Raw genomic sequence first — 12,879 nt, 5'->3', positions numbered from 1 at the left:
ATTATTCAACAAACAACCAACAATAATCGGACATGAGAAAGATTCTGATGATGTTTGCCCTACTGACGGGCTTCATGGCTGCGTATGCGCAGCAGAGTGGCGGAGATTATTTCGAGGGGCTGAGCCGCAAGATAGGCTTCAGCCGGATGATACCTCCGCATGGTCTGGAAATCACTTACGACAAGACCGTACACGTGATTTTCCCCTCTCCCATCAAGTATGTGGATCTCGGTTCCACCAACCTGATTGCCGGCAAGGCGGACGGCGCGGAAAATGTGATCCGTGTGAAAGCGGCCAGAAAGCATTTTCGTAATGAGACGAATATGAGCGTGATCACGGAAGACGGAAATTTTTACACCTTCAATGTCAAGTATGCCGATGAACCGTTGCTGCTTAATGTGGAGATGTGTGATTTTATTCATGACGGGGAGACGGTGAACCGCCCGAACAACGCGATGGAAATTTATTTGCAGGAGCTGGGCAGTGAGTCACCGCGTCTGGTACGTCTGATCATGAAATCCGTACACAAGCAGGACAAGCACTGGATCAAACACATCGGCTGCAAGCGCTTCGGGGTACGGTTCCTGCTCAAAGGACTTTATACGCATGGAGACCTGCTCTATTTCCATACCGAGGTGAGAAATGCCACCCATGTGCCGTTTGACGTGGATTTCGTGACTTTCAAGATAGTGGACAAGAAGATAGTGAGGCGTACCGCCATGCAGGAACAGGTGATTTATCCGCTGCGTGCGTTCAACTATGTCATTCGTGTGGAGGGAAAGAAGGACGAGCGTACCGTGTTTGCCCTGCCCAAGTTCACCATTCCCGACGATAAGAAACTGGTAGTGGAAATGTATGAGAAACAAGGCGGCCGTCATCAGATCTTTGAGGTGGACAACGAGGATCTGGTGCGTGCGGAAACTATCAATGAGCTGCAAGTGCGATGAAGAGGTATTTATATATCACCTTTGCGCTGCTGGTACTTCTGGCAGGGCAGGCGGGAGCACAACGCCGTCTTCCAAAAATGAAGGGCGTCAGTCTCACGGCAGGAATGACGGACGGCTTTTACTGCAAGGCGAATAAGCCGGATGCCGGTTTCTCTTTCGGGCTGGCGGTTTCCACTTATGCAAAAAAGAGAAACCAGTGGGTGCTGGGCGGTGAGGTACTGAAGCGCAATACGCCTTATCGTGACGGTTCTATCCCTTTAGTGCAATATACCGGTGAAGGCGGATATTATTATAATATCTTTTCCTCCCCTAATAAAACGGTATTCTTAAGCATTGGCGGTTCGGCGATGCTGGGCTATGAATCGGTGAACGGGGGGAAAAGACTGCTGTATGACGGTGCCACGCTGGGACAATGCGAATCCTTTATCTATGGTGGTGCGATAACGTTGGAGGCAGAGACCTACCTGTCTGACCGTTTAGTGCTGCTGCTCCGGCTTCGTGAACGCATCCTTTGGGGCAGCGCTTCCACGCATGCCCACTTCCAGTATGGAATCGGTATCAAATACATTCTCTAATTTTTAAACCCATATACCCATGAAAAGAAAAATCGTTGACTTTATGACGTTTATATGCTGCCTGGCAGTTTCCTGTCTTTCTCTTGCTTCTTGTGACAGCGAACTGGACGTTCAGCAGGAATACCCGTTTACGGTGGAGTCGATGCCGGTAGTCGGTAAGATCGCTGATGGTGAGACGGTGGAAATCCGTCTGGAAATTAAAGCGGAGGGAAATTTCTCCGGAACAGTCTATACATTGAGATATTTCCAACCGGACGGTAAAGGCAGCTTAAAGATGGAGGACGGTACGGTGTTGAAACCCAATGACCGCTACCTGTTAAATGAACTGAGGTTCCGGTTGTACTATACCTCGCAGAGTGCGGATGCGTCACAGACCATCGACCTTTATTTTGAGGATAACTGGGGGAATTTGCAGAGGTTGAGTTATGACTTCAACGCGGATGACACCCCTCTGGCTGAAAAGGATGATACGCATGGAAAGGAGGTACAACCATGACATACCTGTATTTGTACATACCGGGAATGGCCCATGAGGTACAGCTGTCGGAATCGGCCGACCGGATTCCCAATATGGGGGACCGGCTCGAAATTGACGCGGTACGGCTCGACAAGTCCTCCCGCAACCTGTTGGAAACGACACCGGCCTGTCACTGCTTTGAAAAGAATGCGGAAACGGAACGGCAGTCCCTCGCGGAATACCTGGCGGAAAGTGTGGTGACCGTAACGGGAAGAAGGTGGAGCTACGGGGATGGACATACGTATTGCACGTTGGATGTGGAGGTAAGGAATTGAACGGAATGAGGAAACTTTTGTTTATTCTGATGGTACTGCCGTTCACTTTGAATGTTCGTGCCGAAGATCCGCCCTCCATGCTGGAAAAGGCGGTTTCCAACATCAAACGGTGGGAAGGCTGGCATCGGGGGAAAATGCCTTACATCGGTTTTGGACACCGCCTGCTCCCCCATGAGAAGCTGACCGAGAACCTGAGCGAGGCGCAGGCGGACTCACTTTTGAGATGCGACCTTGAACGGTGCCTGAAGGTATTCCGTAAATATGGAAAAGACTCGCTTCTTTTAAGTCTGTTAGGTTTTAATGTGGGCTGTTACCGTCTGATTGGAAACGGGAAGATACCCAAAAGCAGACTGATTCAAAAACTGGAAAGTGGCGACCGGGATATTTACAGGGAATATATATCGTTCCGCTGTTATCAGGGGAAAGTCATTCCAAGCATAGAGAGGAGAAGAAAAGAGGAGTTTGAACTGTTCTATATACCTTAGATTGAAATTATGCAAAGCCGTGAACGGATGCTGGCCATCGTCGTTCACGGCTTTAGTCTTAGCCACTCTTAATTTATCTTTACCCGGTTCATCAGCTGTCCCGAAATTTCATGCAGTTCCCGGCAGCGTTCCGGCTGCTGTTCCCTTGCAAAGGCGGTGATTCCCTGTGTCAGTTTCCATAGCGTGGCCCCGCCTGTAACTCCGTCGTCAGGATTGTTGTTCATTAGCAGTTTCTCGACCTCACGTCCCTCGTTTTTCAACAAGGCACCTTTCTGCACCAGATTCTTCAGTTCCTTGTCGAAATCCACGTCTATTTCCGATGCTCCTTGAATTTCGATGGCCTTCTGCATGATGGTGTCTTTGCTGTACAGTCCTTTGGTCAGGTCGGAAACAGCCGATACAGTGGTCTGCGTGTCCAGTTCGTAGGTCTTTTGGGAGAGGGACAGGGATTCCGGCAGTCGGCCTCCAAGGTGTATTTGCCGCATGACGGACTCCCTGACCATCCCGTTCAGGCACGCCCCGTTGAGCAGGAACGACCGCATATCGACCGATCCGTTGCCATAGTCGGATGTGGAGAAGCGTGCTCCTGCGAAGATGATGACCGTTCCGTTCTTACGGGTGGGTATCTCTATCGGAGTGGGCAGGATTGTCTCACACCATACTTTCGTGTCGTTCATATAGGCATCGGACACGACCGCTCCCTGTCCTCCCGCCTCACGGATGAAAGCGGTCAGGATATCCACTGAGTTCAGCCGACGGTAGGAGTCCGACAATACGCCCCGGACTTCCATTCCTACCGCCCGTATCAGTACCCGTGTACGCTCGGTCCATCCCGAATGCTCGTTCAGGATGGTGGCGCACAACTGTTTCTGCCAAACATCCCCGGCGGAAAGCTCGCGCAGGTATTTGGCGGGAATGCCCATCTTCTCCGAAATCTGGCTTATGGCGTTGCCGTGCAGGTTGAAGTTCCCTTCGGGCATTGCCATCTGTACCCTTCCTTCCGCTTTGAAAGAGATAACGGGGCGTTCCTTGCTACGTTGGCTTACCCCGATGGGAGCGATGAAATCCTGCGCGATCCGTCCCTCACTGAGCAGACGGTTGATGGTGTCCATGACATCCCCCTGCCTGTCCTCTATCATTCTCCGTACCTTGTTGATGACTACCTGGTTGAGTCCCTGCTGTTTCTGTACCGGTGCAGTGGCCGGCATGACTGTTGCTTCCATATTTTTTGTTTTTAAAGTTGATAAATTACAATTTGTTCTTATGGCTTGTCTTGCTTGTTTTAGTAAATTCAGATCTGTACTCTTTTGACAGACGGATATAATCCTTTTCGCTATATCCGGCCGGTCCGAACAGTTCATAATATCCGGGGAAGGGCTTTCTTTCCGTTTCCGGTATATGCGTGCTGGTTTCCTTATGGCAACAGATGATGTGCCGGACAAACCTGTAGCACTTGCAAAGATCCGCCAGGATGGTGTACTCGTTGTCCGTATGAGGTTCATAATATCCGCAGGAGAGATTGACGCAGGATACTTCCAGCCCGTTCCTTTTCAATGCCGCCACATCCGTAGCTAGCCCCTGTGCAGGCTTGTAGCCGTACCTCCGGAAATCGATAGCTGAAATGAAGTCATTGGAGCAGAGCTTCATTCCGTTGATTTGTGTTACCATATCCCCGTTCCCTTTCCGGTCACACTGGATGACGAAACGGCAATCGGAAAAGAAGGACATATCGGCATGGCCGCTGCCTATGCATCCTACCTCCTCCTGTACGAAGAAGGCGCATTTCACCGCCTTGAAATCCTCCAGGCATTTCAGGCAGATCCAGATGCCGTTCTTGTCATCCGCGCCGATTCCGGTCATCCGTTTACGCTTGTGATCATAACCGACAATCATCGAGTCCGCCACAAGATGGGCCGCATAGGAGCCTGTCTTGCGCCGGTGTACCTCGTCCATGTGCGCCACGACACAGGGGTAGCTTTCCCGGTTGCCTTTGACCGCGTAGATGTTTCCGTACCGGTCTTGCCGGAAAGGAATCCCCATCCGCCTGAGTTCCCCGATGATGAACCCGGCTATCTTCCCCTCCTTACCGGAGGGGGAGGAGATGTTGTAAAGAGCCATTAATTTTTCCATGATACTGACTTTTTAGGAGATGAACAACTTTTCGATTTGCAGGTACCGTCTGAACTCCGGTACGGGACGTCCCTTCTTGAAGAGGAAGGACGGATATTTCTTTCCCTTGTATTCCACCGACGTGCCTTTCAATACTTTTCCGAATACGGTGGATATATAGAACATATCTTGACAATTCTTGCAGAATGCCATATCCGGAAAGGGATGTATCTTTCCGCATTTGGGACATACATATTTTCTCCTGTTTGCGCACCCTTCCGTGCTCCGGCAGGAGGCTATGCTTGTGTCGCCCTCCGTATTTCTAAGTTCCAGATTGCCTTCCGTCAGATGAAGACTGTAGAACGTGTCGAGGTAAGGCACCCCTTTCTTGTGCCACCTACAGGCGGGCACTTTCACCGTCAATGAAACCTGTATATTGTCTCCGACCGCCCATTCCTGCCCCTCAATGGGATTCAGTACGGTGAAATCCGTTGTATGTGTATAATCGTTGTATCTGCGTCGCAACAGGATGCCCGCCTCCTGCGCCTGCTTGCGGATCAGTTCGGCGACGAATGCGTGTGAGAAATAGATGCGGTCCAGCAGGGAGGCGGCAATCGGTGTATTTATTGATTTCCACAATGTTACCTCGTTCCATACAACAGCCCGTCCGAGTATGTTGTTGCTCTCGTCCCTTGCCACAAGGATTTTAGCGCCGGCGAAGTTGGTATAGAAGTCAGCGGCGTTGCGTGCCTTGTCCTCATATCTCATACAGGAACTGTGCAGGCTGGATGTGTCACTGTCGGCGATGGGGCTGTAGTTGCTTTCCAGATAGGCTTCCATGAAGTCGTTCATGCTTTCATGCAGCCTGACCGTGACTTTGCTGTCCAATGAGAGGGCGCTACAGAAATAATTGATTTCGTCGGGTGAGTACTTGGGCAGGTTCTTGAACAGTTCAACAAACGTGGAGGGTTCCAGAACTGTACGATTCTCCGGGAACCAGGGTGCCTGCGGGTTGTTCCGGTCCGGGAAACTGGGATGGGCCAGATCCTTGCTGCAGGCCGTGAACACGATCCGGATTTTCTTGAACGTGCCCGCTTCCGTCCGCTTGCGCTTGGTGGAGAAGCAGTTATAGGTACCGCGTATGATCTCTTCCACCGGTACGTTCTTTTTTACTTCCAAAAGGATGTCTTTGGCTATCACACTCCCGTTTTCCGCCGCATGCATCAGGCGGGATTTCAATTCATTGCTAACATTCAGTTTCATAATCATTCGGTTTATTGTTTATAAATTCTGCCATGTTTATATGGCAATTGTTTCTTGTCCGGCTGCATTTGGCGCAATTTCTCTTTCCGCTTTCTGAGCAGGTCAACGGACATGTTCCTGCTTGTCCGATATTCCTCCTTGCTCATCCGGCGAATGGTAGGAATGCCCGTCTGAGTCAGTGTATGGTTTACCATCCAGCCGTCCATGAAGTTTTCGGGGAAGAGGCTGTCATGGTGGATGACCTCACCTATGCAGCCATGTACGAGCATGTTGCAAACGGTCATCAGGCAACAGGTATGGTTGAGATCTTCTGCAACCAGATAATTACCCAGGTGGCGTACATGATATGCCAGCAGCAGCCTTCCGCATGTCGGGTCACAGATACGTTTTCCTGTCGCTGTCTCCCCCGAATCGGTACACAAGACCATCAGGTCGCAGATATCCGGCGGGGTAAAGAACTGTCCGTTCACCTGCCGACCGATTTTGGAAGATATTGCCATGAAGAGGTCACCGAACGCATCAAACCATCCGCCGGATTGCAATTCCCGCTGCATGAGCCGTATCCATCCGGTAAGCATCTCCATAAAATGCCTGTTCTGCTGCCGTTTGTATTTCCAGTCCATAAGGGGCGGTGCGCCGGGAGAGAACCCGTGAATGACATAACGCAGGAAATCGTTGAAAACGGATATCGGATCGTAGCCGTTCGAATAGGCGAAATCACAGATCGTTTTCTCAAGCGGACGTATCGCCTGCGGTGTGTTGTATGGTGCCATATTACTCTGATTTTTTATAGATTGTTACTATATGTCTTTTATGGTCAGTCTGTATCCTGACGGGAGAAATGCCAAGGAAAGAGAGATGGGTGTCCGCTTTCAGCATGTTCCATTCCCATGCGGGAAGTTCCTTCCATTCCATACGGTATGCCCAGAGTATGAACAGACCGGGACGGAATCCGTTGAAAAGCTTTCCGTGCAGAATCCCGACCAGCCGCTCCAGTTCTTCCTTCGAGTAAAGGGTAAATGCCTCATTCCGATAGACAAAGGCATCAGCCGGTTCAATATCCGGCTGACACTCGATGATGTATCTCGTCCATTCTTTTGTGGTGTACTTTCCGTACAGAGGATCGGGTTCCGTGTATTTCCAAGCCCTGACGAATGTGTGGAAGAGGACGGCACCGTTCTTGTGCCTTCCGGTATGCCCCCACATCCGGAACTGTTTGCTGCGTATGCCATCGGGAAGCAGCAATTCCGGACTGGTTATAACCCAAGGGCCTCCTTCCGTATTGTAACCGGTACACTTTTCATTTTCATGGCAGAAAGGTGTCTGTGGGAGAAGGCAAATATGGACTTCCCGGTCATCGCCCCTTTCAATGTGTGCCTGCGGATAATAGTCACCGCCACGGGTGATATAAGTGACGACATCTCCTGCGGTCGGTAAACTGACTCTTTCCCTGTCCTGCCGCATCCTTGAAATCAGCCGGTTCACCTTCTCCACATCACACTCCTTTATGGAGCAGGCACACCCTTCATGCCTGTTGAGCAGAGTCAGACTTTCCAGGTCATAAAAATTAGCGTACTTCATATTGAGATCGTTTTTGTTGGTACAATTTGACCTGACGGGCAACCATGTCGCAGAACTTCTGTCCGTTCTCCTTCTCACTTCTGAAATAGGCAATCATGTCCCAGAGATTCTGCTTGAAGCAGCCGGTCCATTTTTCGTAACAGTGACTTCCATAGATCTTTCCGAACGTTTCCTCGAAAAGTGCGTGAGTCAGCCCTTCATCCCCATGGTGGTTGTATTGCCAGAGAGAGACAAGCAGCAGCCGGTTATAATCCAGTGTTTCCATATCTGTTCTTTTTTAAGTAAAACATCGGCCTACATGGGTAGGCATTTTTATTTCTTGATGTCTTTTCAGTCTGTTTTCCGGGGATTGCGGCAAGGCTTGGCGAAAGAAAATACCGCAGCGAAGCGAGGATGATTTTCTTTCAGCCAACCCAGCCCCTGAAAGGGGCCGCCTTGCACAATCAGCCCGGAAAACGGCTATCTTTACAGCAAGAAATGAAAAAGCAGACCTCGGATTCTCTGTTCTGAAGTCTGCTTTTCGTCCATTGTCAAGTTTCATGTTTTTCAGGTATGTATCTGCCATCCGTGGAACGGCTGCAATGTTACGGCAAACGATCTGTCAGGTATTCCATGATAGAGCAGACCTCCTACGATACCTATTCTTCCATCAGCATAATGCTGGGTAAAGCCGAACGAGTATGGGGCATGGTCATAGTAGAGTGAAATCTCACTGGGATAGTCAGGATTCCCCTCCCAACTCTTCAACCGTTCCAAGCACTTTTGAAGTGAGGTGTCACCGATGGATTCGGCATAGCGCTTTACATTCTCGAAATGTTCTTCATTCAGGATTTTCATGATTCATTGTATTTTTATCTGTTAAACACGTCCGGCTCCGGGAGCCGGTATTTTTATTTCTCGCCTGCCTGACAGTCCCGTGGCCGTACCCGCAAGGTTTGGCGAAAGAAAATACCGCAGCGAAGCGAGGATGATTTTCTTTCAGCCAACCCCGAAGGGGCCTGACCTTGTACGGGTACACAGGACGCGGGACTATCTTTGCAGGGTGGGAAATAAAATATACGGTTGTTTTTTGTTGTGGGATTTTGTGTGGATTCCTTAGATAATCTTCCTGATTTGTTCGCCATTGCCGGACAAATGCTGTATTTTTGCAATTTCTAATTTCAGGATTATGGAAAACTATCTAAAGAAAGCGGCGGATGCTTTCCTTGTGGAGCGTCCGTATGGTATGCGTGTGGATTACAGGAAGAAAGGGTTCGTGCTGTTTAACCGCAACCTGAACGTATTGGGCAATGTGGAGCATGCCCGTCTGGAAGAGCTGCCTCTGGAGCGGTTCAATGTGGAGGAAATTCCGTTGGAGGGTGAAATTGTGGAAGAACATGCAGGATTTACCGATGTATTCTTCTACACCGATTTGACCAACCCTTATGCCGGATATGTGCTGAACCTACAAAAGCTTAAAGCCTATAACCAGTTTATGTTTCCGCTGGCAATGGCGCTGAACCGTGAGTTGTGAGGTCGGAAGATGGTAGCGGTAACAGCCGCATGGAACAAGCCGTTACCGTCCCGGATTTTATTGTTTGCCCTCTTTTTCTGTTATGAACGCAAGATAGGCGGGCACGGCCTTATGGCATCCGGTAAAGTTCGGTGTCCGGCGGCCCTTGATTTTCCGGAAACTGATGGTTCCGTTCCTGTCAATGCCTCTTACATGCCTGTTGAATGTCCCTTTGGTTCTGATATGGATGTCAAAACCATCCCTTCCGGTGATTTCAAGGAACATTCCTCCCGTGATCCGTTCCCCGTCCAGGAATTTCTGTTTCTGTTCATCGAGCAGCAGCTGATGTTGCTCTTCCCGCACTCTGCGCTCTTCCGCCTCTTTCTCCTCCTGTTCCCTGCGTTTATGTTCCTGCTTCCTTTTGTATGCCTCACGGGCTTGCAGCAAGGGTGCGGTGTCGAGTCCGAGGGCATTGAACACACGGATGGAGATCAATCTGACGAAGGCTCCTCTTTCCGCACCCTGAAGCGTATCCGCAATCCAGTTCCTGCAATAGGCGGCGGCTTCCTCCCTGCGGCCTTCTCCTTTGAGGAACCGGCGTGAATACTGCCCGCTGGAAAAATAAACGTTTTCAATCCGGCAGACCACATGGAAACAGTCATCGTCCTCATTCCCATATTCGTTCTTTCTCGACAGGGAGAGATATACATTCTCTGCGTACGGCTCCAGTTCCATATAAGGAGCCACGACGGTATTCCCGTCAGACTTGTACTTGAATACTTTTGCTTTCATACTATCGTTCAGTTTGTTGGTTGTTGCATATTACATCTATAATCTCTTTTCCGCTTCTTTCACCCTTCAGGAAGGCAAGGAAGCGCCTCAAAAAGAGCCGGGCACAGTCAGTTCCCAGCTGGGAGCTTTCACTCTCTTTGGTAGCGCATACCGCAAAACGCCCCAGTCCGAAACTGTCCTGTTGCGGTACGATGTGGTAAGACAAGTCCTCGCTTGCGTTGATGTGCAACCCACGACGGAAAACATAGAAAGTTTTCGGGATTCTTCTGTCGGTATCGATTTCCATACGCTTGTAACCGTGATGTTCCAATAACCGGACCAGTTCCCTGTTTGTCGGAATTGTATGTCCGATCCAGTCCGGCCAGCTTATATTTTCTAGTATGTGTCCGTAATTGTCATATAATATATTGAACTGATCCTGGTATTCATCGTAAAATTCCCCGTTCCCGTTGCACATTTCTTCCAACGCGATGCCGTTTTTACAGACAAGGGCAAGGTCGCCCAGTCCGCACGCGATTTCATTGAGCAGCGTGCGTTCCTCGTCCCTGTCTTTTGCCGTTCCGTAAATTCTAAGCAGGGAATACCGGTGTAGTGCCGAACGGGATGGCATGTCCAGTTTTTCCCATATCCCATCGTCTCCTATAGCCTGTCTGGTGTTTTCCGGAAGTCCGTGCCACCACTTGTCCAAATTGTTTGTATCCATAATTTCTGAATCAGATTGTTTTCAAACCCTGTTTTGAGTACCATGCCTGATATGCGGCGGCGTACTCCTGACGTTCCCGCTCCAGGGAATCTCTCATCTCAGGGGTGTACCCGAGCAGGCGGATGTATCCTCCGTTATAGCCGGTGAGTTCGCACTTTATTCCGGCTTCCTCCAGTTTGTCGATGCGTTTTTGGGCCATTTTTGCGCTTGAATATTCCTTCGGCCAAAAATAGACTTCGCCCCGTGAGCCGAAACAGTCCTCCCCTAGAATTATTTCCCCGGCATACTTCCGGCTTTCGATGAAGCCGAAACGCGCTTTGCCCAATGCCCGCTGCATTGCCTTGTGTGCCGGACCTTCCGGATGCTTGAATACCTCCGGCTTGTCTTTGCTGCCGAGTTTGGGCGGTTCCACCTTGTACGGCTGTTTGTAACTTCCAATTCCGAGCGTCAGGTAAAAGTTGGTATGAAAATAGTCCGTCATGGGGTCGCTGTCATCGAAATTGTACGACATGATGAAATCGTAGATATTCATCATTACATCCTTTGCCCTGTCCGTCAATGATTTGTCTGAAGCGATATGATGGTGGTTGACATCGCCTTGAACTTTTCCGGACTCTTTGGTGAACGCCTCGAAATCCGCTTTCATCAACCGGATATGGATGGAGTGGCAATTCTCCCGTCTGACAGAGAACTTGTATCCCGGATAGGTCTCCCTGAACCATGCCCGTATCAGTTCCACGATTTCCGGTGCGTGCTGTCCCTTGTAATTGCGGCCTTTCCAGCGGTATTCGTTATACACGTACTCAGTGTATTCCTTTGCCGTGGCTCCCGGATAGTCATATTCATATCCGGTTGAAGTCGCAAAGACATCTGGTTTGTCTTTCCAAGCCTCAAAAAGCCTTCCAAACTCGGTGTTCACATGTTGCATGATTGCAGTGTCGCCACCCTTGTCCGGGTGGTGCTCCAATGCCAGCCGGCGGTATTCTTTCTTCAAGTCCGCCAGAGAGTGTATGTTCTGAAAATAAGTCATAGCCATAAGTTTTTTATGCCCCTGCGAGGCGGTTGATAAAATATTCCTGGTAGTCAAGGTCAAGACCGAGGTTGAGACAGACCGTTTCCATGTCATCTTCTCTCAAGTCGTCCACCTCCTGCAATTCGCGTAGGTACCGGATTTCGGAGTCCAGGTATTCCTGTGCTTCCGTTTGACTGCAACCGCATGAGCTGCCGATCAGACTGATAATGTTTCCTCGCATACTGTTTGATTTTTGGGGTTACTGTTCCTTTTTCTGAAGTGTCGTCCGTCATATATCGAGACGGCCCGTTCCACCAGAATCCTGCGGTTGTCTTCCGAGAGTTCCAGGTAGAACCGTTCCGCTGCGCCGAATGTGCCCTTGTCTGTCGCCACGCACCATTTTTCCCAGAAATGCGGGTACATGCCGCCATACACGGCTTTGCATTCCTCCTCGCTCCAGGCGTTCCACATGTAGTAGAAGAAACTGGAGACGGTATTTTCCGCTTGATATTTCATGGTTCTTCTATTTGTGATTCTACATTGTTTGTTTCTCTCAGTTGATGCCACACAGCCTCATACATCTCATGAAGCCAGTCTATGTTCTTTGCGCCGAGTTCAAACGGGCTGTGACACTGCACCTCGTCACCGCTTTCTTTCTCTTTGGCAAGGACGGTCAGGCTGTCCGCCGTTACCCGGAGTCCTGTCACCCTGCATTCATATAGTTCTCCGTTCTTGCCAAACCATATCACCCAGACCGGATCATAATCCTCTTCCGGAAGACGAATTTCTTTCATGCAGTGAGTATGGAGCAACTGCCGTATCGCGTCGATGATGTCCCCCCGCAGTTCCTTGATCCTGCCGCTGAAATCAACGGCTTCTGACGGTAAACTTCCTTTTCCGCCTCTTTCCTGCAAGGAGAGAATCCGCGTGTCGGGATGGATACAGAAATCCCAGTCCAACACTTCATCGTCATCGCGTGTCGTGTGGATATCGCCGCCCAAAACAAGACCGCAATCGTCATTTACCATTCTTTTTGCTTCATCGCGGTCTTCTGCCGCTACCGTGTAAGTGCCCTCGAAGGAATACCTTACTCTTATGTCATATCTTTTCATGATTCTTTCCATTTGA

At 49.9% G+C, this 12,879-nt stretch carries 18 protein-coding genes; 5 read left to right on the top strand and 13 right to left on the bottom strand.

Translation table 11 applies throughout. The annotated features are described in order from the left end of the window. Positions 1–32 precede the first annotated feature (32 nt). The 4 genes from traN (at position 33) to BDI_RS19425 (ending at position 2,799) form a co-directional block, all read left to right on the top strand. Positions 33–947, top strand: a complete 915-nt coding sequence (traN, locus tag BDI_RS19445; RefSeq protein WP_008675218.1) for a conjugative transposon protein TraN — start codon at positions 33–35, stop codon at positions 945–947. Next, entirely contained in the window at positions 944–1,522 is a 579-nt protein-coding gene (locus BDI_RS19440; protein ID WP_008675220.1) for a conjugal transfer protein TraO, read from the top strand. The genes traN and BDI_RS19440 overlap by 4 nt, the downstream gene beginning before the upstream one ends. A gap of 19 nt (positions 1,523–1,541) precedes the next feature. Continuing rightward, the gene (locus BDI_RS19435; RefSeq protein WP_008675221.1) at positions 1,542–2,018 is read left to right on the top strand and encodes a DUF3872 domain-containing protein; all 477 of its coding nucleotides are present in this window, start codon (positions 1,542–1,544) and stop codon (positions 2,016–2,018) included. A gap of 301 nt (positions 2,019–2,319) precedes the next feature. Further along, on the top strand, positions 2,320–2,799 hold the full coding sequence (locus BDI_RS19425; RefSeq protein ID WP_008675225.1) for a glycoside hydrolase family protein: 480 nt from the start codon (positions 2,320–2,322) through the stop codon (positions 2,797–2,799). 68 nt (positions 2,800–2,867) lie between these two features. On the opposite strand, the gene BDI_RS19420 is transcribed toward BDI_RS19425, so the two are convergent. From BDI_RS19420 to BDI_RS19390, 7 genes are all read right to left on the bottom strand, one after another. Further along, positions 2,868–4,022, bottom strand: a complete 1,155-nt coding sequence (locus BDI_RS19420) for a hypothetical protein (protein WP_008675228.1) — start codon at positions 4,020–4,022, stop codon at positions 2,868–2,870. A gap of 25 nt (positions 4,023–4,047) precedes the next feature. After that, positions 4,048–4,929 (bottom strand): hypothetical protein, encoded by an 882-nt coding sequence (locus tag BDI_RS19415; protein ID WP_008675230.1) that lies wholly within the window; start codon positions 4,927–4,929, stop codon positions 4,048–4,050. 12 nt (positions 4,930–4,941) lie between these two features. Further along, entirely contained in the window at positions 4,942–6,177 is a 1,236-nt protein-coding gene (locus BDI_RS19410; protein ID WP_032934307.1) for a hypothetical protein, read from the bottom strand. 5 nt (positions 6,178–6,182) lie between these two features. After that, the gene (locus BDI_RS19405; RefSeq protein ID WP_008675232.1) at positions 6,183–6,944 is read right to left on the bottom strand and encodes an N-6 DNA methylase; all 762 of its coding nucleotides are present in this window, start codon (positions 6,942–6,944) and stop codon (positions 6,183–6,185) included. Between the two features lies 1 nt (position 6,945). Continuing rightward, entirely contained in the window at positions 6,946–7,752 is an 807-nt protein-coding gene (locus BDI_RS19400; protein ID WP_008675233.1) for a DUF4121 family protein, read from the bottom strand. Beyond that, on the bottom strand, positions 7,739–8,017 hold the full coding sequence (locus tag BDI_RS19395; protein ID WP_008675235.1) for a hypothetical protein: 279 nt from the start codon (positions 8,015–8,017) through the stop codon (positions 7,739–7,741). Before BDI_RS19395 ends, BDI_RS19400 begins: the two co-directional genes overlap by 14 nt. A 281-nt stretch (positions 8,018–8,298) precedes the next feature. After that, positions 8,299–8,589, bottom strand: a complete 291-nt coding sequence (locus BDI_RS19390; RefSeq protein WP_007838816.1) for a DUF4120 family protein — start codon at positions 8,587–8,589, stop codon at positions 8,299–8,301. Between the two features lie 331 nt (positions 8,590–8,920). On the opposite strand from BDI_RS19390, the gene BDI_RS19385 reads away from it, so the two are divergent. Beyond that, positions 8,921–9,265: a hypothetical protein gene (locus BDI_RS19385; protein ID WP_008675239.1), complete on the top strand. Its 345-nt coding sequence runs from the start codon at positions 8,921–8,923 to the stop codon at positions 9,263–9,265. Between the two features lie 57 nt (positions 9,266–9,322). Here the strand turns inward: BDI_RS19385 and BDI_RS19380 are convergent, their stop codons facing one another. From BDI_RS19380 to BDI_RS19355, 6 genes are read right to left on the bottom strand one after another with little or no spacing between them, the layout of a single operon-like run. Beyond that, positions 9,323–10,036 carry a hypothetical protein gene (locus BDI_RS19380; RefSeq protein ID WP_008675240.1) on the bottom strand — a complete coding sequence of 238 codons (714 nt, stop codon included), beginning with the start codon at positions 10,034–10,036 and terminating at the stop codon, positions 9,323–9,325. 1 nt (position 10,037) lies between these two features. Beyond that, entirely contained in the window at positions 10,038–10,739 is a 702-nt protein-coding gene (locus tag BDI_RS19375) for a hypothetical protein (RefSeq protein WP_008675242.1), read from the bottom strand. Positions 10,740–10,749: 10 nt separating this feature from the next. Beyond that, positions 10,750–11,769 carry an LPD29 domain-containing protein gene (locus tag BDI_RS19370; protein ID WP_008675244.1) on the bottom strand — a complete coding sequence of 340 codons (1,020 nt, stop codon included), beginning with the start codon at positions 11,767–11,769 and terminating at the stop codon, positions 10,750–10,752. Positions 11,770–11,782: 13 nt separating this feature from the next. Next, positions 11,783–11,992, bottom strand: coding sequence for a hypothetical protein (locus BDI_RS21310; RefSeq protein WP_032934308.1), 210 nt, complete (start codon positions 11,990–11,992; stop codon positions 11,783–11,785). After that, on the bottom strand, positions 11,968–12,267 hold the full coding sequence (locus tag BDI_RS19360; protein ID WP_032934309.1) for a hypothetical protein: 300 nt from the start codon (positions 12,265–12,267) through the stop codon (positions 11,968–11,970). The genes BDI_RS21310 and BDI_RS19360 overlap by 25 nt, the downstream gene beginning before the upstream one ends. Next, positions 12,264–12,863 carry a hypothetical protein gene (locus BDI_RS19355; protein ID WP_008675246.1) on the bottom strand — a complete coding sequence of 200 codons (600 nt, stop codon included), beginning with the start codon at positions 12,861–12,863 and terminating at the stop codon, positions 12,264–12,266. Before BDI_RS19355 ends, BDI_RS19360 begins: the two co-directional genes overlap by 4 nt. Positions 12,864–12,879: the final 16 nt, after the last annotated feature.

This window comes from Parabacteroides distasonis ATCC 8503 (assembly GCF_000012845.1).
GTDB classification, from domain to species: Bacteria; Bacteroidota; Bacteroidia; order Bacteroidales; family Tannerellaceae; genus Parabacteroides; species Parabacteroides distasonis.
Note: the sequence above shows the minus strand (reverse complement) of the source record. Positions and strands in the feature narration are given on the sequence as shown.